18 protein-coding genes and 2 pseudogenes are annotated in these 19,806 nt (G+C 34.2%); 11 read left to right on the plus strand and 9 right to left on the minus strand.

Features of this window, described 5'->3' with window-relative positions; all coding sequences use genetic code 11:
• Positions 1 to 22 precede the first annotated feature (22 nt).
• A complete protein-coding gene (locus AACL20_RS04950) occupies positions 23 to 1,300 on the plus strand; it encodes an NHLP bacteriocin system secretion protein (protein ID WP_339051881.1) in 1,278 nt (425 codons plus the stop codon).
• 69 nt (positions 1,301 to 1,369) lie between these two features.
• Entirely contained in the window at positions 1,370 to 3,424 is a 2,055-nt protein-coding gene (locus tag AACL20_RS04955) for a cysteine peptidase family C39 domain-containing protein (RefSeq protein ID WP_339051882.1), read from the plus strand.
• On the opposite strand, the gene AACL20_RS04960 is transcribed toward AACL20_RS04955, so the two are convergent.
• Positions 3,326 to 4,540, minus strand: a complete 1,215-nt coding sequence (locus AACL20_RS04960) for an IS256 family transposase (protein ID WP_339051754.1) — start codon at positions 4,538 to 4,540, stop codon at positions 3,326 to 3,328. The two genes, AACL20_RS04955 and AACL20_RS04960, sit on opposite strands and share 99 nt — an antisense overlap.
• A gap of 57 nt (positions 4,541 to 4,597) precedes the next feature.
• On the opposite strand from AACL20_RS04960, the pseudogene AACL20_RS07040 reads away from it, so the two are divergent.
• The 5 genes and pseudogenes from AACL20_RS07040 to AACL20_RS04980 all read left to right on the plus strand — a co-directional run.
• Positions 4,598 to 4,699: pseudogene (locus AACL20_RS07040) on the plus strand (ATP-binding cassette domain-containing protein); the annotation flags it as partial.
• A gap of 39 nt (positions 4,700 to 4,738) precedes the next feature.
• Complete coding sequence (locus AACL20_RS04965; protein ID WP_339051883.1) at positions 4,739 to 4,933, plus strand: hypothetical protein; 195 nt, start codon at positions 4,739 to 4,741, stop codon at positions 4,931 to 4,933.
• 511 nt (positions 4,934 to 5,444) lie between these two features.
• Positions 5,445 to 6,476, plus strand: a complete 1,032-nt coding sequence (locus tag AACL20_RS07045; RefSeq protein WP_410519938.1) for an ABC transporter transmembrane domain-containing protein — start codon at positions 5,445 to 5,447, stop codon at positions 6,474 to 6,476.
• Between the two features lie 42 nt (positions 6,477 to 6,518).
• A protein-coding gene (locus AACL20_RS04975; protein ID WP_339051669.1) for an IS5 family transposase occupies positions 6,519 to 7,339 on the plus strand; the annotation gives its coding sequence in 2 pieces (ribosomal slippage) (positions 6,519 to 6,906 and positions 6,906 to 7,339; 822 coding nt in all).
• A 32-nt stretch (positions 7,340 to 7,371) separates the two neighbouring features.
• Positions 7,372 to 7,944: pseudogene (locus tag AACL20_RS04980) on the plus strand (ATP-binding cassette domain-containing protein); the annotation flags it as partial.
• A 205-nt stretch (positions 7,945 to 8,149) separates the two neighbouring features.
• Here the strand turns inward: AACL20_RS04980 and AACL20_RS04985 are convergent.
• The 3 genes from AACL20_RS04985 to AACL20_RS04995 form a co-directional block, all read right to left on the minus strand.
• Entirely contained in the window at positions 8,150 to 8,299 is a 150-nt protein-coding gene (locus tag AACL20_RS04985; RefSeq protein WP_339051885.1) for a hypothetical protein, read from the minus strand.
• A gap of 288 nt (positions 8,300 to 8,587) precedes the next feature.
• Complete coding sequence (locus AACL20_RS04990) at positions 8,588 to 8,749, minus strand: hypothetical protein (RefSeq protein ID WP_339051886.1); 162 nt, start codon at positions 8,747 to 8,749, stop codon at positions 8,588 to 8,590.
• Entirely contained in the window at positions 8,736 to 9,341 is a 606-nt protein-coding gene (locus AACL20_RS04995; RefSeq protein WP_339051887.1) for a hypothetical protein, read from the minus strand. The genes AACL20_RS04990 and AACL20_RS04995 overlap by 14 nt, the downstream gene beginning before the upstream one ends.
• Between AACL20_RS04995 and AACL20_RS05000 the strand changes: the two genes are divergently transcribed.
• Positions 9,340 to 10,160, plus strand: a protein-coding gene (locus AACL20_RS05000) for an IS5 family transposase (protein WP_339051669.1) whose coding sequence is annotated in 2 segments (ribosomal slippage) — positions 9,340 to 9,727 and positions 9,727 to 10,160 — 822 coding nt in all. Because the reading frame shifts where the segments join, the coding sequence is not laid out codon by codon here. The two genes, AACL20_RS04995 and AACL20_RS05000, sit on opposite strands and share 2 nt — an antisense overlap.
• On the opposite strand, the gene AACL20_RS05005 is transcribed toward AACL20_RS05000, so the two are convergent.
• Positions 10,123 to 10,428 carry a hypothetical protein gene (locus AACL20_RS05005; protein ID WP_339051888.1) on the minus strand — a complete coding sequence of 102 codons (306 nt, stop codon included), beginning with the start codon at positions 10,426 to 10,428 and terminating at the stop codon, positions 10,123 to 10,125. The genes AACL20_RS05000 and AACL20_RS05005 overlap by 38 nt on opposite strands.
• On the opposite strand from AACL20_RS05005, the gene AACL20_RS05010 reads away from it, so the two are divergent.
• Both AACL20_RS05010 and AACL20_RS05015 read left to right on the plus strand, forming a co-directional pair.
• Positions 10,427 to 11,247 (plus strand): IS5 family transposase gene (locus tag AACL20_RS05010; protein WP_339051669.1). Its coding sequence is split into 2 segments (ribosomal slippage): positions 10,427 to 10,814 and positions 10,814 to 11,247, totalling 822 coding nucleotides; the frame shifts between segments, so codons are not numbered across the junction. The two genes, AACL20_RS05005 and AACL20_RS05010, sit on opposite strands and share 2 nt — an antisense overlap.
• A gap of 65 nt (positions 11,248 to 11,312) precedes the next feature.
• Complete coding sequence (locus AACL20_RS05015) at positions 11,313 to 12,398, plus strand: IS481 family transposase (RefSeq protein WP_339051889.1); 1,086 nt, start codon at positions 11,313 to 11,315, stop codon at positions 12,396 to 12,398.
• 35 nt (positions 12,399 to 12,433) lie between these two features.
• On the opposite strand, the gene AACL20_RS05020 is transcribed toward AACL20_RS05015, so the two are convergent.
• Entirely contained in the window at positions 12,434 to 16,495 is a 4,062-nt protein-coding gene (locus tag AACL20_RS05020) for an ankyrin repeat domain-containing protein (RefSeq protein ID WP_339051890.1), read from the minus strand.
• Between the two features lie 101 nt (positions 16,496 to 16,596).
• On the opposite strand from AACL20_RS05020, the gene AACL20_RS05025 reads away from it, so the two are divergent.
• The gene (locus AACL20_RS05025) at positions 16,597 to 17,463 is read left to right on the plus strand and encodes an IS982 family transposase (protein ID WP_339051891.1); all 867 of its coding nucleotides are present in this window, start codon (positions 16,597 to 16,599) and stop codon (positions 17,461 to 17,463) included.
• A gap of 25 nt (positions 17,464 to 17,488) precedes the next feature.
• Here AACL20_RS05025 and AACL20_RS05030 read toward each other — a convergent pair whose 3' ends face one another.
• The 3 genes from AACL20_RS05030 to AACL20_RS05040 all read right to left on the minus strand — a co-directional run bounded on the left by AACL20_RS05030 (position 17,489) and on the right by AACL20_RS05040 (position 19,610).
• A complete protein-coding gene (locus AACL20_RS05030; protein WP_339051892.1) occupies positions 17,489 to 17,743 on the minus strand; it encodes a hypothetical protein in 255 nt (84 codons plus the stop codon).
• A 41-nt stretch (positions 17,744 to 17,784) separates the two neighbouring features.
• Positions 17,785 to 18,605, minus strand: a protein-coding gene (locus tag AACL20_RS05035; protein ID WP_339051669.1) for an IS5 family transposase whose coding sequence is annotated in 2 segments (ribosomal slippage) — positions 17,785 to 18,218 and positions 18,218 to 18,605 — 822 coding nt in all. Because the reading frame shifts where the segments join, the coding sequence is not laid out codon by codon here.
• 42 nt (positions 18,606 to 18,647) lie between these two features.
• Positions 18,648 to 19,610 (minus strand): hypothetical protein, encoded by a 963-nt coding sequence (locus tag AACL20_RS05040; RefSeq protein ID WP_339051893.1) that lies wholly within the window; start codon positions 19,608 to 19,610, stop codon positions 18,648 to 18,650.
• Positions 19,611 to 19,806: the final 196 nt, after the last annotated feature.

The raw sequence follows: 19,806 nt of genomic DNA on the forward strand, positions 1-19,806 counted from the left end.
GAAGTTGCTCAATAAATGCTATATGAAAAAGATATTTCGCGATGAAGCGCTAAAAAAATCACAATTTCCAGATCAAATAGAAGAGGTTTTAGAAGTTGTATCTATAAAATCATGGCTTCTATTATTAGCAATAATATTTTTAATTATAATTAGCGTGATATGGAGCATCTTTGGCGTTATTTACAAAGAAGTTAAGGGAAGCGGCATATTAATATATAAAGATAGCAGCATACTAGAAATCAACACGATTAGTGCCGGCACACTTAAAAAAATACATGTCAAAAATGGAGATATTATTACAAAAGGAGATGTGATAGCATCTGTAGAAGATCGGATATTTTATGAAAAAATACAAAACTTGCAACTGCTGAGAGAGAAATTAAATGATGAAAAAAGCCGCTTAGAAAAATTCGCGCAAGAGCATGTTGCTTCAAATTTACTTTTTATTGAGAAGCAGGGCAATACCATGCAAGAACTCATGCAAATTAGCCAAAAAAGGTTAAAATATCACCATAAACTTCTTAATTCATATAAAAACTTGTTCAAACGTGGCATCATAACAGAAATTACTTTAGAAAATCAGCGCCAGGAATATTATAACGCCCTTCAAACTATATCCAAAACTCAAGCTGAGCTTGAAGGATTAAAAGTTGAGAAACAACGTATTATAGATGGATTAGAGCAGCGCAAACAAAACAATGATGCTGAGATTTTGAATACTGAACACAAACTAAAAGAACAAGAGCTGCAGTATATGCTGAGCACAAATATAACAAGTCCGATTTCCGGAACTGTTATAGAAATTAGAGCCGCGGAAGGTAAATATTTGGAAAGATCATCCCCTCTCATAGCAATAGCAACTCATCATGATAAAAATGCATTACAAGCAAAACTCTATGTTCAAGCACTTAACGGGAAAAAAGTTAAGATTGGAAACAGTGTTAGAATAATACCATCCACAGTAGTTGCTGAAGAATTCGGATTTATTAGAGGAAATGTAGCAGAGACTGCTGCATTCCCTACTTCTGATGCAGCTATACTTGCTACACTTGGCAACTCAAAGCTTGCAGAAGAATTTTCAGCTAGCGGCCCATCAATCGCAGTAACAGTAGATTTGTTGAAAAATGACAAAAATATAAGTGGTTTAAAGTGGAGCACAGAAAATGGCCCACCGTTTGAAGTGACGCAAGGTACAATGGTCCATGCCTTTATAATAGTAAATGAAATATCACCAATAGCATTATTTATTCCAATGCTAGAGAAATATCTAGCAAAAATCAGGAAAACAAGTGAATTTTAAGGCGAAAAGATGTTATTCTCGATTACACACCAGCTTCAAAAGTTGCGCAAGAAAAAAATAAAAACGCCGGTGATTTTGCAAATGGAAGCAACGGAATGTGGCGCTGCGGCACTTGCTATTGTACTTGCATATTATGGTTGCATTGTGCCATTAGAGGAGATGCGCCAAGAATGTGATGTAACCAGAGATGGAAGCAAAGCTAGCAATATAGTGACAGCTGCAAGAAAGTATGGCTGCACCGCAGATGGCTATGCTATCGATATGAATGAAATACACAAAATACAACTTCCCGCCATATTATTTTGGAATTTTAATCATTTCGTCGTACTTGATAGTATAAATCGTGAAATTTTTTATATCAATGATCCAGCAACCGGCCCAAGAACAGTGAACTTAGAAGAGTTTTCCAAGTCTTTTACTGGCGTATGTATATGCATAAAACCTACAGACAAATTCCAGAAAGTTGATACAAGAAAAAAACTTTCAAATATAATTCACAGCACGATCAAGGGAAACTACCTAAGGATCATTTTTTTATTGCTTTGTGGATTCTTTATTTCTTTTTTTCCAATTATATTTTCTGCTATCTCCAAAATATTCTTCGATTATTATTTAATTGCAAAACAAAATGAGTGGTTTCCTGCAATCATCACTTCACTAATCCTTGCTAAGATTTTAGAAATAATTCTATCACTTATTAAAAGCAGACATCTTCTTAAATTGGAACTCAACATTAGTACAAAATATACAATTGATATATTCAAGCATATAATGCGCCTTCCACTGATATTTTTCACTCAAAGATATTCAGGTGATATAGCCTCTAGGATGAATTCAACAAATGGTTTTGCAAGATATATGATTCATGATATAGGTGCAAATTTTATGAATTTATTCATAATTTTACTCTCTATTGCAGCAATATTTTCTATTAATAGTCTAATGGCAGCTTTTGTGCTTTGTTTCATATCTCTTAATGCTTTTATCACTTACCAAAAATCATCGGAAAGATTGACATTAAACCGCAAATTAGCACAAGAAAAAGGGCACCTCTATGCATTTTCACTGAATTCTATAAAAAGTATAGAAACTGTTAAATCTTCTAATTCAGAAAATATTATATTTTGCCGTCTTGCTGCCTATCACATGAATGCATTAAATACGCAAAGCAAATTAGCGCAAGTTGATTTAATACTTAGTAGCACTGGAAGCTTATGCAATTCATTGATATTTGTTACAACTTTTGTATTCGGTGCATATGAAATAATCCTAGGATATCTTTCTATAGGTGGGTTGCTAGCATTTAAAGCAATAGCATTTTTGCTAAATAACTATATCTTGAAGATTATTAGCTCATTTAATAATTTGCAGGCTGCATATGCAGATTTACTGAGACTGCATGACATTCAGCTATATCCAGAAGATGTACGGTATAGCTTATGTTCTGATAGTATATATGTAGACAAAAATGTTATTACTCAGACAAAAAGTAATAAAAATCGAAAAATAGCACCAAATAAAATACGTATAAACTCAAAGCAAGAAGATTGTTTTCTTATAGATAGTAATCAAAGCTTATTGATGGAGTGCAGAGATATCAGCTTTGGCTATAGTAAATTGAGCGCACCAATAGCGCATAAATTCAATCTCAAAGTAAAAGAGGCGGAACTAATAGCAATCGTGGGAAAAACAGGTGGTGGAAAGTCTACTATTGCAAAACTACTTGCGGGACTCAACCACCCAACTGAAGGACTTATTCTGTTTAAAAGACGAGAGATGCAAAGTATCTCACAAAGTGAATTGTACGATGCTATCTCGTATGTAGATCAAGATATAACGCTTTTTTCAGGCAGTATCTTTGAGAATCTTACTATGTGGGATGAGACAGTTTCAAACGATATGGTATTTCAAGCTATTTCTGATGCTTGTTTGGAAAAAGTCATTAGCGAAAAAGGTCTTGCTTTCCAGCTGCAGGAAAATGGCCTTAGGGTCTTTCTCATTGATTGTGTAAATTTTTTAGAGCCATTAAAATCTCCCATCAAATTTGATTATAAAATGAGCCATAGCTTCATTCCAGTTAGAGATAGGCATGGTCCATTTTTTGGTAATATAATCAATCGTTAGGTATAAAACCTTGAATACCGAATCATCATTTGGGAAAACACGCTTATTTCTTGTAACTTTTCTCAACTGACTATTCAGCGATTCTATAGCATTTGTAGTGTAAATTATCTTACGGATACTCTCTGGATATTGCAAAAATATTACCAGATTCTCCCAATTATTATACCAGGATTTTGATATATGTGGATATCGTTTACTCCATTTCTTATCAAAAGATTCTAGAGCAAGACGCGCTTCATCTTCAGTAGCAGAGCTATAAATAAGCTTTAAATCTGATGCCAATAATTTTCTGTCTTTATATGATACATACTTCAGGCTATTTCTAATTTGATGTACTATACAAAGCTGATGCTCAGTTTTGGGATAACTTGCGCATATAGCTTCAGACATACCAGTCAGGTTATCACTACAGGCAATTAATATATCTTTTAATCCTCGATTCTTCAATTCAGTAAAATTACTAAGCCAGAATTTAGATCCTTCATTCTCACTTATCCATAATCCTAAAATATCTTTTCGGCCCTGTAAATCTATACCCAGCGCAACATATACTGATTTATTAATTATCTGTTTATCTTGCCTTACCTTAACTATTAAACAATCAAAATATACTATAGGATATAATGGTTCAAGAGGTCTACTCTGCCAAATTCTAACCTCATCAATTACATCATCTGTAACCCTACTAATTAAACTCTCACTAACTTCTGCTCCATATAATTCTTGTAATTGGATCTTGATATCAGACAAACTCATCCCCTTGGCATACAGAGATATTATCTTTTGATCTAAACCATCTATTCTTGTTTGATTCTTGGAGACAATTACAGGTGCAAATTTACCTTCTCTATCTCGCGGAATATTTAACTCGATACTGCCATTCTCAGTAATCAAATTCTTATTATAATGACCATTCCTGCAATTCTCAGTTTCAGACCTATCATATTTGTTATAACCTAAGTGTTCAGACATTTCTGCCTGCAAGGCTCTCTCCAAAATACTCTTCGTTAATTCCTTAATCAATCCATCCTGCTTCAGTACTGTCTTTAAATCCGCTCCTCCTTCTATCAGTAAATCTATCGCTTCATTTATTTTCTTATTCTTTTCTGTCTTCATTCTAATTACCTATATTCTTTATTAATTCCAAATATAGGCTCTACTATAATTTACACAATCTTTGATAAAGACTCTGGCCTTAATTTAAGTGGAGGAGAACGTCAGCGCCTTGAGATCGCAAGAGCGCTAATTAATCAACCCAAATTACTTATACTTGATGAAGCAACCTCCGCTCTAGATTATGAAACCGAACAAAAAATGATGAAAAATATACGCAAGCGAAGGTGTGCAATCATTTCAATTGCACATAGGCTCAGCGCTATACGTACTTTTGATCAAATAATAGTACTAAGTGATGGAGTAATACTGGAACAGGGAAATCATGAAGAACTTATGCTGTTAAAAGGTAAATATTATAATCTTGTTCAAGAAGAAAATGCATATTCAAGCTGATTCAGAACTACAAGCTGCCGCTAATTTAATAGCAAAGTATTCTGGCTTTATCATTGACTGGTCACGCGCCTTAGAAATACCTACTTGCATAGAAGATTTAGAGCGTGTTTCTTACAGTAGCAATTATAGAATACGCAAAATCAAATTAGCAGATATAGAGTCAAAGAAATTTTTTATACCAGTTCTCGCTTATGAGAAAAACTCTAATATCCCAATTATTCTTTATTGTAGTGGCAATAGAGTTTTTAAGGAGCGTATATCACATTCTGAAAGTGATAGTAGACTTCTTAGTAAACTCAACAATTGCTTTGTCGCATCAAATGCTCAGATGCTAATGCACTTCATGTACACTGCGCTCTTGCGCTTCGTATACTCCTTGCACTTGCCTAACTGGAACAAGTTTACGAAGAAGTTTAGTGATATATCATTTGAAACGCTACAAGAGGATGTTTGGATAATATATCCTTGCATGAAAGAAGAAATGCTGGCAATCAAGGGCTTGCTACATACCATGCTAGGTTTTATTAAAAAAGATGGATTGTTGATTATTATTCTCTCAGCTATAGCTGGATTCTCCTCTTTATTGCCGATTTTATTCGCATCATATGTTATAGAATATATAGTTCCGATAGGACAAATTTATCCATTAATGCTGCTTGGAATAATTTTTTTCTTAGGATTAGTCGTCAGCAATATATTCTGCGCGTTAGAGCAGATCGTTATCACAAGATTGTCAATGAAAGTAAAAGTTTACCTTTTTCCAATTTTTTGGGATCACATACTAAGATTATATCCAAATTTTTTTCTGAAGTTTTCTAGTGCTGACCTTTTGAATAGAATGATTTCTATACAAGATCTGATTATATCAATTTTTCGCCGCACTTTAGGCCTGCCAATGCAGCTAATAGGCATGATTGTGAATCTCTTATTCATGCTATATTGCAGCAACACTTTGGCTATCATATCAATATTGTGTTGCACTGCTATTGTTATAATAGATATATTGTTTGCGAAAATTTATATTCAATATAAAAGGCATTTGCTGGAATATGCTGCAAAACTCGCTGCAACATCCATAGAGTGCATTACTTCTATTTGCAAAATTAAAAGCAGTAATAAAGAAGAGAGTGTCATTACAAACTGGAAGAGCATTCTTTTAAAACATAAAAGTGTGCTTCGTAGTATATGCATGATTGATAATATAAGATTTGTCATAAGCGGAGCGTTTTATACGGCTTCCACTACTCTTGTGTATTTTGCAATACATTCAGGTAATCTTGAGCTTGCTATAGGAGTAATATTTTCATTCATTGTAGCATCAAGCCAATTCAGCATTCTTTTTTTTCGCTTAAGCAATAGCGTCATATATATTATGCAGCTGCGCCCTGTTATGGAAAGAGCGCTACCAATCATTGAATCAAAGCGTGAGGCAACTAATATAAAATTACAGCATAAATTAAAAGGTAGTATAAAATTCCACAATGTTACATTTTCATATAAAGGCTCAAGTAAAGTTGTTTTAGATAATAGACCTCTTGCATAACCATATAAATTGATTAAAATCCTTGATTTTATCAAGGATAACATGAAGTTTGAAAACATCAAAGATGAATACGCAGAAGAGTTTCGCAGGCTTACTGGCATTAAACGAGGAACGTTTGAAGTTATACTAAGTATATTAAAAGAAGCTGAAGCTATTTTAAAGTCTCAAGGTGGAAAACCCAATAAATTGGCTTTAGAAGATCGATTACTCATGACGCTTGAGTACTTGCGTGAATACAGGACATATTTTCATATTTCCCGCAGTTATGGAATAAGTGAAAGTGCCTGTTATCGTAATATACGTTGGATTGAAGATACTCTAATTAAAGATAAACGATTTTCACTACCTGGACGTAAAGCATTACTAAAAAGCGATTCTGAATACGAACTTGTGTTAATTGATGCTACTGAAACACCGATAGAACGACCTAAAAAAAACAGAAGCACTTTTATTCGGGAAAAAAGAGGCGACATACTCTAAAAACTCAGCTTATTGTGGATAAAAGGAAAAAAGAAATCATTTGCACTAATTTTTCTAATGGCAAGCGTCATGATTTCAGGTTATTTAAAGAATCCGGAGTTCACATCCACCCTGAGATTAAAGTTCTTACAGATACTGGTTATCAAGGCATTGATAAGTTGCATTATAATTCAGAGTTACCAAAGAAAAAGACAAAAAAGCGACCACTAAGCAGGAAAGATAAAAAGAAAAATCGTCAATTGTCTAGTGAACGTGTTTTAAATGAAAACGTCATAGGCATGATCAAACGATTTAAAATTATCGCTGATCGTTATAGGAACAGAAGAAAACGATTCGGTTTAAGGTTTAATTTACTTGCTGGTATCTATAACTTTGAGCTTTAAATAGGTTATGCAAGAGGTCTAATGTCTCATTTGAGGTAAAGCGTGGTAAGACGGTTGCTATAATCGGAGCTAGCGGTTCTGGCAAATCTACAATCCTGAGGCTGTTGTTAGGATTTGAAAATGCTGATTCAGGAAAGATCTATTATGATAACATCAATCTCAGTAACCTCGATATTTATAACTTGCGAGCGCAGATTGGAAGTGTGCTACAAAATCATACACTGATCCCAGGCACCATATATACAAATATTATAACATCAAACAAAATTAGTCTTGAGGATGCAAGGATTATAAGTAGTATTGCATGCCTCGAGGAAGATATTAAAAAAATGCCCATGGGCATGGATACTATAGTTTGCGAAAGAGGATCTACTTTATCAGGCGGACAAAGACAAAAGTTGATGATAGCAAGAGCGATAGCATGCAATCCTACAGTATTGCTATTAGATGAGGCCACTTCAGCGCTTGATAATCATTCGCAGTATTTAATCTCTAAAAATATTAGAAAACTAGGGATTACACAGATTATTATAGCACACAGACTGAGCACAATACAAAACGCGGACCTAATTTTGACTATTAAAAATGGTCAAGTGCATATGTAGTCTACTCCACAAAAATTGATTTGCTGCGCAAATAAATTTTTGGCGGATGTGCTATAAAATACGGTTTCTGATGGGATTCCTTTAGTACCCAAGCCTTCATAGCTAGTTTTGCATCAGAGCACAACTTCCGGAGCCAGAGAATGAATATAAAGTTGTATCAATGCATTTCAAAAGCTACAATGCATATTTTTGGGGGGTGGACGACCTAGCTGTGCAAAATGATTAGCTCCTCACCTATATCAAATGCATCAACTTGTTCATGTATATCAATAGATTGTTCCTCTGAACCTGTATCGCCAGTTTGTTGAATCTGTAGCAATAAATCAGAAATTGCATTTGTGATTTGCTGCGTCATTACTCCATACTGAAATGTTTTAATAATATTCTACAATATCAATGCGAAGCTTCTGTAATTAATAAGTAATTACATCCTATATTAGCAAAATCAGATGAGCATAACGAACAAAAGCATTCAATATTAAGCTCAACCAAAAAATAACGCAAAGAAAGGTAAATTTCATAACAAGATCACATCAACTATTTATGTTTATCTAATATATCTAGAGCGTTTCTTATAGCTGTCCTTAAATTAATATTTATTCTTCTTATGAACGTCTGATGTAATTCTCAATCAAACTACATCCTACGCTTCTGTATCAATCCAAAAATCATGCGAATCCTGTATATAAAGCGATTGTGCAGATAGATCACTCACATAACCAACTGAACTTTCCTCACTATTTACTTCAAGATAAAACAAGTACGCATTTGAAACAGCACTATATACTAGGCTAATGTGTGGCATACCAAACAGTCCTATAATATAAGGCAGCGCCATATAAACCTACTGTTGTCATAATATGCTCTGCAGCTTTCTCATATTGACCAAGATACAAGTAGTGCGCAGCATCTATCGCATTAATAGCAGTAGAGTAAAAATTGACTCTAGAATACAGACCATAAAGCTGCGCTGAGTCCAATAAAACCTTCTTCATATTGTCTTGTGTAGGCGTGCGCATCAATCTTGCGGAGTCTACTACTGTATTCAATATTTTAAATCCTGTAGTTGTCTTATATAAAAATTCCTGCGCAACTTCCTGAACATTGATATCAGCTTTAAACTTCTCTCTTAAAGCATTGATAAATAGAAAATCCTTAGAATTGCCTACTTTATCTGGATGCAGTGGGCCCAGTAGTTCTCTTCTAAAGGCGCCATGATCTTTTAAAATATCAATAGAGTACTTAACATTATTATTATTTAAAATCTCATTGAAGCGAGCAACATCAGCGCGATAGATTATTTTCTTAAGTTGCCACTGAATATCTAATTTATCTAATAGACCTCTTGCATAACCATATAAATTGATTAAAATCCTTGATTTTATCAAGGATAACATGAAGTTTGAAAACATCAAAGATGAATACGCAGAAGAGTTTCGCAGGCTTACTGGCATTAAACGAGGAACGTTTGAAGTTATACTAAGTATATTAAAAGAAGCTGAAGCTATTTTAAAGTCTCAAGGTGGAAAACCCAATAAATTGGCTTTAGAAGATCGATTACTCATGACGCTTGAGTACTTGCGTGAATACAGGACATATTTTCATATTTCCCGCAGTTATGGAATAAGTGAAAGTGCCTGTTATCGTAATATACGTTGGATTGAAGATACTCTAATTAAAGATAAACGATTTTCACTACCTGGACGTAAAGCATTACTAAAAAGCGATTCTGAATACGAACTTGTGTTAATTGATGCTACTGAAACACCGATAGAACGACCTAAAAAAAACAGAAGCACTTTTATTCGGGAAAAAAGAGGCGACATACTCTAAAAACTCAGCTTATTGTGGATAAAAGGAAAAAAGAAATCATTTGCACTAATTTTTCTAATGGCAAGCGTCATGATTTCAGGTTATTTAAAGAATCCGGAGTTCACATCCACCCTGAGATTAAAGTTCTTACAGATACTGGTTATCAAGGCATTGATAAGTTGCATTATAATTCAGAGTTACCAAAGAAAAAGACAAAAAAGCGACCACTAAGCAGGAAAGATAAAAAGAAAAATCGTCAATTGTCTAGTGAACGTGTTTTAAATGAAAACGTCATAGGCATGATCAAACGATTTAAAATTATCGCTGATCGTTATAGGAACAGAAGAAAACGATTCGGTTTAAGGTTTAATTTACTTGCTGGTATCTATAACTTTGAGCTTTAAATAGGTTATGCAAGAGGTCTAATAAGTATTTTGCTGGATTCCAGAATCCTTCCAATACAAAAGTAGAATCAGCTTTATCAATTGAATTACTTGTCAAAAGAACATGAGGCTCTGCACGATCTCTAATCGCAACTAATGCAGTATGTTCTGTTTGCAGCAGTATAGGCAAAGGAACTTGAGCCTTAGCACTGTCTACTATATTTTCTATTAGACCTCTTGCATAACCATATAAATTGATTAAAATCCTTGATTTTATCAAGGATAACATGAAGTTTGAAAACATCAAAGATGAATACGCAGAAGAGTTTCGCAGGCTTACTGGCATTAAACGAGGAACGTTTGAAGTTATACTAAGTATATTAAAAGAAGCTGAAGCTATTTTAAAGTCTCAAGGTGGAAAACCCAATAAATTGGCTTTAGAAGATCGATTACTCATGACGCTTGAGTACTTGCGTGAATACAGGACATATTTTCATATTTCCCGCAGTTATGGAATAAGTGAAAGTGCCTGTTATCGTAATATACGTTGGATTGAAGATACTCTAATTAAAGATAAACGATTTTCACTACCTGGACGTAAAGCATTACTAAAAAGCGATTCTGAATACGAACTTGTGTTAATTGATGCTACTGAAACACCGATAGAACGACCTAAAAAAAACAGAAGCACTTTTATTCGGGAAAAAAGAGGCGACATACTCTAAAAACTCAGCTTATTGTGGATAAAAGGAAAAAAGAAATCATTTGCACTAATTTTTCTAATGGCAAGCGTCATGATTTCAGGTTATTTAAAGAATCCGGAGTTCACATCCACCCTGAGATTAAAGTTCTTACAGATACTGGTTATCAAGGCATTGATAAGTTGCATTATAATTCAGAGTTACCAAAGAAAAAGACAAAAAAGCGACCACTAAGCAGGAAAGATAAAAAGAAAAATCGTCAATTGTCTAGTGAACGTGTTTTAAATGAAAACGTCATAGGCATGATCAAACGATTTAAAATTATCGCTGATCGTTATAGGAACAGAAGAAAACGATTCGGTTTAAGGTTTAATTTACTTGCTGGTATCTATAACTTTGAGCTTTAAATGTATTAGTCGATATTTTATCTTACATTTGGTAAACTAAATTAGTTATTAAATGGAGATAAGCAATGAACTTAAATCAAAAAATAATCAAACCTAAAATTGGTTTACTTGAATTGGCCAAAAGCCTTGGTAGTATATCATCTGCATGTAAGGCAATGGGTTATAGTAGAGATAGCTATTACAGATTTAAAGAACTATATGAAACAGGAGGAGAAGAAGCGCTATACGAAATAAGTCGTAAGAAGCCAATAATGGCTAATAGAGTAGATCCTAATGTAGAAAAAGCAGTAATTGATATGGCGATAGAGTACCCAGCATATGGACAACTTAGAGTATCAAATGAGCTGAAGAAGAGTGGTATACTTGTCTCACCTGGTGGAGTCAGGTCAATTTGGTTACGTAATGATTTAAATAATATCAATAAAAGATTGAAAGCATTAGAAGCTAAGATGGCCCAAGATGGTATTATTTTGACTGAAGCACAGCTGCAAGTACTAGAGAAACGTAGTAATGAAAAAGAAGCACATGGAGAAATTGAGACACAACATCCAGGTTATCTAGGTTGCCAAGATACATATTATGTAGGAAATTTCAAAGGGATAGGAAAGGTTTATGCTCAGGTGTTTATTGATAGCTACAGTAGATTTGCTGATGCTAAACTGTATACTGAAAGAACTGCAATTACTGCAGCTGATATGCTAAATGATCGAGTGTTACCATGGTATGAGAGTCAAGGGATACCAATGCTTCGTATTCTTACAGATCGTGGAGGAGAATATAAAGGGAATATAGAGCACCATGCTTTTGAGTTATTTCTCAGTATAGAAGGTATAGAGCATACTACAACTAAAGCATATTCACCTCAGACTAATGGTATGTGTGAACGTTTTAATAAAACTATGAAACAAGAATTCTTTGATACAGCTATGCGTAAAAAGATTTATACAGCATTAGATGATTTGCAATTAGATCTTGATATTTGGTTAGAACATTTCAACAATGCAAGACCTCATTCTGGTAAATATTGTTATGGAAAAACTCCTATGCAAACTTTTTTGGATAGTAAAAAGTTTGCTGTGGAAAAGAATAATGAAATCTTGTATCTCAGTTACATATCTGACAGTCAAAACTTAACTGACAAGCAGATATAAAATTTATAACTGTCTGTAAGATCAAATATTGACTTCTACACTTTAAATAGGTTATGCAAGAGGTCTATTTTATCACTTACAATCTGACTGGATAAAGATTCAATAATACGCTTATTGCTCTCTATTTGATCTACAGACGTAGATTGATTAAGCATGGAATTCTCAAGCAGCAAAGAGTGTAGATAAACAGCATTTTCTTGAGTAGCTCTTTGACCTGTTAAATAGTAAATAAAGTTTTCTATTACCTCAGGGCCGCAGTTACCATATCTCTGCCCCTCAACGCTTACATGGTTGTAGGTAACTTTATATCCTGTATTTTCTAAAGTACTAGTTAGAGCGGACTTAAAAGCACTATTGATCTTGTGATTTGCAGGGTCAACATAATCAAGCGCAACAGAATCACCACTCGCGCTCACAACAAGACCAACCCAATGCTTTCTATCTATATTAATTGGGATTAATATTTTTTGTGTTTCTAACTCTGCATTTGCTGAGTCATTCTGTCTATTTAACTCAGCAATGATATCATCTAGCAAATTATCTATCCTACCTGTATCTGTTTCCAAGAGATAATTTGCTTTTAATATTGCTATTTTAGAATCTATGGCAAGATCATTTAATCGCATCAGTAATAACTGATCAATTCCTTCTTCATAATATTTAAGGAACGACTCATGTATACCTTCTGGAGAAGTATTTATAGAAGAAGCAACAACACCTTTACCAGATAGTACTGCTTTATGTTTTAGAAGCAGATCTTTTGACAAACCACTTGCATTGTCACACACTGTTCTGCCGCTTTGATCTTTCTCAAGGAAAAGCAATTTGTGTTGTTCTTCTTTACCTAAAACCTTAAATAGATCATGTTCAAGTAACACTTTTAAATTTTCTGAGTTATTAGAAGCAGCCAAGTGCAGTAGTGTTTTACCATAGTGATTTTTCTCAAGGAAAAGCAATTTGTACTGTTCTTTTGTAATGAAAGCATGAAAAGGCTCACTCTCAAGTAACACTTTTAAATTTTCTGAGCTATAGGTGGCAGTCATTCGCAGTATTGTTTGGCCATCTTTATCTTTCTCAAAGAAGAGTAATTTGCGCTGCCCTCCTTCAGTTAAAGCCTTAAAATGTTTACTATTAAGTAACACTTTAAAATTTTCTGAGCTATAAATAGCCTTGCGCAGTATTGTTATGCCATAGATATCTTTCTCAAAGAATAGTAAATTTTGTTGTACAAACTGACCTAAAGCCTGAAACACTTCGCTCTCAAATAATACTTTGAAACTGCCAGAGTCATCAGAAGCGGCTCTATACAGTACTGTTTTGCCATAGATATCTTTCTCAAAGAAAAGTAATTTATACCGCTCTTCTTTACTTAAAACTTTGAACGCCTCACTCTCAAGTAATACTTTTAAACTTTTCGAATTCGCAGCGGCCGCTCTATGCAATACTGTTTTGTCATCATTATCTTTCTCTATGAAAAGTAATCTTTGCTGCCCTTCTTTCCATAATGCCTTAAATACCTCGCTCTCGAGTAATACTTTGAAACTTTTGGAGTTATAAACGGCAGCATAGCACAGCACTGTATCGCCATCTTTATTTTTTTCAAGTAATAGTAATTTCTGCTCTTCTCTACTAAAAGATTTAAACGCTTCGCTCTCAAGTAATATTTGAAAACTTTCATGGTTATTAGCAGCAGCATGGTGCAGTACTATATTGCCATAGTTATTTTGTTCAGAGAAAAGTAATTTTTGCTCTTCTTTCCCTAACGCCTTAAATACCTCACTCTCAAGTAATATTTCTAAACATTTCGGATTCTTAGCCGCATCATGCAGTACTGTGTGACCATCATTATTTTTCTTAAGTAATAGTAATTTCTGCTCTTCTTTCTCTAACGCCTTAAATACTTCGCTCTCAAATAATATTTGAAAACTTTCTGCTCTACAAGTAGCAGCATGGTGCAGTACTATATTGCCATAGTTATTTTGTTCAGAGAAAAGTAATTTTTGCTCTTCTTTCTCTAACGCCTTAAATACCTCACTTTCAAGTAATATTTGAAAACTTTCTGGACTACTGGCAGCAGCATAGTGCAGGACTATATTGCCGCTATTATTTTTTTCAAGGAAAAGTAATTTTTGCTCTTCTTTCCATAACGCCTTAAATACTTCGCTCTCAAGTAATATTTGAAAACTTTCTGGACTACTGGCAGCAGCATAGTGCAGTATTGTATCGCCATCCTTATTTTTCTCAAGGAAAAGTAATTTTTGCTTTTCTTTCCCTAATTCCTTAAATACATCGCTCTCCAGTAACATTTGTAAACTTTCAACTCTATAAGTAGCAGCGTAGTGTAGTGCTGTATCGCCACTTTGATCTTTCTCAAGTAATAGTAATGTCTGCTCTTCTTTCCCTAACTCCTTAAATACCTTGCTCTCAAGTAATATTTTCAAACTCTCAGTGCTATTAGAAGCAATACGGTGCAGCACTGTACCACCATGGTTATTTTTCTCAAGGAAAAATAATTTCTGTCCCTCTTTACCTAATTCTTGCAGTGCTTCGCTCTCAAGTAATATTTTTAAACTTTTGGAGCTATTAGCAGCAGCATAGTGCAGTGCTGTATCACCATCCTTATTTTTCTCAAAGAATAGTAATTTTCGCTCTTCTTTAGTTAATGCTTTAAATACTTTGCTCTCGAGTAACATTTTCAAAACGTCAGGACTATTAGCAGCAGCACATGGCAGTGGTGTGCCACCATATCTATCGCGCACTTCTTGTAATTTCGTTTTGAACGCATTTGCCAAGATTTTAAGCGAGGCTGGATTATCCTGCGCAGCAGAGTATAAAGCTGTTTTGCCATTCTCCTCTAGCACCTTCTCTTTCAATTCATCTAGCAAGACTTCTAGTGAGGCTGGATTACGCTTCGCAGCAAAGTGCAGCACCGTATCACCATGTTCATTTTTTACCTCATGTACTTTCTCTTTGAATTCATCGATCAAGATTTTAAGTGAGGCTGGATTATAATGAGCGGCCAGGTGAAACGCTGTACCGCCATTTTCATTTTGCGCCTCAAGCACTTTTTCTTTGAATTCATCGATCAAGATTTTAAGCGATGCTGGATTATTACTAATAGTAATTCGCAACGCTGTGTCGCCATATATATTTGTCGCTTGAAGCACTATGTCTTCGAGCTTATCTGCGAAGAGTTTGTTTCCTCTGAACTCATCTAGTAAGAGTTTAAGTGAAGCTGGATTATACTTAGCAGCAAAGTGCAACGCTGTACAGCCATATTTATCTCGCGCCTCAAGCACTTTTTCTTTGAACTCATCGATCAAGATTTTAAGTGACGCTGGATTATATATCGCAGCATAGTGCGGCGCTGTAACCTTATAGACATCTTTTACTTTTAGTATTTCTTCTTTGAATTCATCGATCAAGATTTTAAGTGAGTCTGGATTATACTTAGCAGCAAAATGCAACACTGTGCAGCCATATTTATCTCGCGCCTCAAGCACTTTTTCTTTGAACTCATCGATCAAGATTTTAAGTGACGCTGGATTATACTTAGCAGCAAAGTGCGGCGCTGTGAGGCAATCACGATTTTTCACCTCAAGCACGTTTCCTTTGAATTTGTCTACTAAGAGTTGAAATATGTCTTGATTATACCTCGCGGCCCAGTGCAGCACTGTATTGCCAAGCACTGTATTTTCATAGTAATTTTTCTTAAATAAAAGTGATTTATACTGCTCTTGTTCTTTTTGAGTTAATGCTTTAAACGACTCATTCTCAAGTATAGTGCTTGCATACTCATCAATATTCCGCACTATTTTAGACATAGTGTCAGGAACTATCTTATAACTTATATTTAAATCTGTATATATGGACTGTAACTCTTTTGAAGACATATAACGGACTGTTTCTTTGGACTGCAACCCTTTTAGAGCCGTATCAGAGTATTTTAATTTTGCATTAAATGCTTGTTCTCCTTGATTAATTTCTTGTTTCTCTTTTTCAATCTCTTTATGTTGAGATTTAGGTTTTGTCTCTTCTACAAGATTCTCTTGTTTTAAGAATACAGCATCTACTGAGCCCTTTTTATATAAAGCCAATTCTGGATAAGGCTATATTTTTTGGAAGTTATATAAGGTAGGTATACAATAGATAATACCTGTGCTACATAATTTTTTTATAGAAGAAGCATGGCACAGGTATGAAGAAAGATATAACAGAATTATATTGTTTTGTAGATGATTTTTGCAAAATTTATTCTGCGCATGAGAAGAGCAAGTTATTGCCGTCTTTTGCTCAGAGGAATCGTTTATGCTCAATGAGCCTTAGTGAAATGCTGACAATTGTGATAATGTATCACACATCGCATTCAAAGAATTTTAAGTATTTTTATAAAACATATGTGGAATATCTTCATAAGAATGATTTCCCAAAAGCTGTAAGCTATAATCGCTTTATTGCGCTGATGACAAGACTTTTTATGCCATTAAATATACTCCTGCACTTATTATTCGGCGAGAAAACAGGTGTGTATTTTATGGATTCTACGCCGATTAAAGTTTGTCACGCAAAAAGACAATCTAGTAATAAAGTTTTTAAAGGCATCGCCAAATATAGCAAGTCCACCATGGGTTATTTTTATGGATTTAAATTACATTTAATTATCAATGAAAAAGGCGAATTTGTTGCTTTGCAGATCACAAAAGGAAATGTAGATGATAGAGTCCCAGTTCCCAAATTAACAAAAGATTTGCTTGGTACAGTTTACGTAGATAAAGGCTATATAAAGCAAAATCTGTTTCTCAATTTGTATGAAAGAGGTCTTAAAATGGTGCATAGCATAAGAAAAAACATGCAAAACAAATTAATGACCCTCAGAGATAAAATTTTACTCCGAAAACAAACTATAATAGAAACTGTATTCGATTATTTAAAAAATAAAATGAATATCGAGCATACAAGGCACAGATCTCCTATTAACGCATTTGTTAATATTCTTGCTGCTCTTGTTGCTTATGCCTTCAAGAAAAACAAACCATCTTTAAATTTTAACTTTCATCCCTTGTAAAATATAGCCTTATCCAGAATTGGCGTTATAGGATTTCAGATCCCATAAAATCTTGCTTTTTCACATTTTGGAGAGAGACCTCAACTTTTTTAATCTTGTTGCCATCAATATTGTGATCTGAAGTGATTGAGGTCACCTTCAATCTATTATCACCAACTCTGCCTATGCTATCATCCTTTTCCGTATTGACTTCATTTCTTTTTGCCAAGTGCTGACAAGCGAGCCACAAGGTATTCAGTGCATCATCATGCCATTCCCCAGCTTCATTCTTAAATAACAAACTAAAGAGAATATCCTCATTAGACCTCTTGCATAACCTATTTAAAGCTCAAAGTTATAGATACCAGCAAGTAAATTAAACCTTAAACCGAATCGTTTTCTTCTGTTCCTATAACGATCAGCGATAATTTTAAATCGTTTGATCATGCCTATGACGTTTTCATTTAAAACACGTTCACTAGACAATTGACGATTTTTCTTTTTATCTTTCCTGCTTAGTGGTCGCTTTTTTGTCTTTTTCTTTGGTAACTCTGAATTATAATGCAACTTATCAATGCCTTGATAACCAGTATCTGTAAGAACTTTAATCTCAGGGTGGATGTGAACTCCGGATTCTTTAAATAACCTGAAATCATGACGCTTGCCATTAGAAAAATTAGTGCAAATGATTTCTTTTTTCCTTTTATCCACAATAAGCTGAGTTTTTAGAGTATGTCGCCTCTTTTTTCCCGAATAAAAGTGCTTCTGTTTTTTTTAGGTCGTTCTATCGGTGTTTCAGTAGCATCAATTAACACAAGTTCGTATTCAGAATCGCTTTTTAGTAATGCTTTACGTCCAGGTAGTGAAAATCGTTTATCTTTAATTAGAGTATCTTCAATCCAACGTATATTACGATAACAGGCACTTTCACTTATTCCATAACTGCGGGAAATATGAAAATATGTCCTGTATTCACGCAAGTACTCAAGCGTCATGAGTAATCGATCTTCTAAAGCCAATTTATTGGGTTTTCCACCTTGAGACTTTAAAATAGCTTCAGCTTCTTTTAATATACTTAGTATAACTTCAAACGTTCCTCGTTTAATGCCAGTAAGCCTGCGAAACTCTTCTGCGTATTCATCTTTGATGTTTTCAAACTTCATGTTATCCTTGATAAAATCAAGGATTTTAATCAATTTATATGGTTATGCAAGAGGTCTATTATCTCCTATCTTAGCTTTACTCGACTTAATAAACTTTCCAAACGATATAGCATCATGCTTCTGCAAAATCTCGACTATATCTAACTTGCTTTTTTCTAATGCTGATATTATTTTTTTTAAATATGATTGATCGGCCTGAAATTCTGGATTCTGCCACTGCTCATCAGCAAGTTGCATATCATCAAATCTCTCGCAATTCACCTCCCGAATATGCCGTATTCTTAGCAATGTAGCGTTATCAGAATGATAATTAATCTTTAGTTTCGATTGAATATCTCCATCTATAATTCCTTTGCCATTTTCAGCGCCGATAGCACCACATGAAAACACATCATCTTGCTGACCAGTAAATATCAAGTCGATGATCAGCTCTAACTCTGGACATGCAAACAGATTTTTTATTAAGTCACTAATTTCCTTCTTTACATTCCATTGGATGGTATTTTTTTCGCTCTTCAATGAATTATAAATATTCAAATTCGCAGTAATAAGATTATGCGTATTTTTGTCAAAATTTAGCTGTATCTCTCCAAGAACCCAATGAATAGCAGTGATGTGATATGGAAAAATTACTGTGTGTTTTGTGATTTTCTCTTTATTCTCTAGAACTTGTTCAAGCGCTATTTTTAAATCATGTGTTATAGCGCTATATCCCCCGAGTGACCCCGCAAGTGACATATGATCAACAAGACCGCAAATAGAAATACTACTTGAAGATTTATTTAAATATATTTCTCCATCTGCTCTAACCAATATCCCTGCTTCCTTGCTGATGGACATTAGATTTGATTTGCTTTGAAATAACGATGTAACTAGCTCGTTTCCATCAATCAAATACCTTAAACTTTTACTTATTACATAAGAATCTAGTACTCTGACAATTTGTTGTTCATTGTAATATGACTTTGTATTTACTGAAGTATTTTTATTGATTCTATTTTTCATTGTAAAACCTGTAGATTCAAGAGTAATAATCCGTTATGAGATGCCTTCTCATCAAATATAAGAAAGTTGCTTTATAAATGGGCAGCTGGCCCTATCAATATACCACTTTCATAGCCTTAAATTGGAATAAAGTAACATAAAATAGCTAAGCAGCTGGTATATAGATATGACTATAGCGCACTTTAAGCTTTATTTA

The organism is Candidatus Lariskella endosymbiont of Epinotia ramella (assembly GCF_964019805.1).
GTDB lineage: Bacteria > Pseudomonadota > Alphaproteobacteria > Rickettsiales > Midichloriaceae > Lariskella.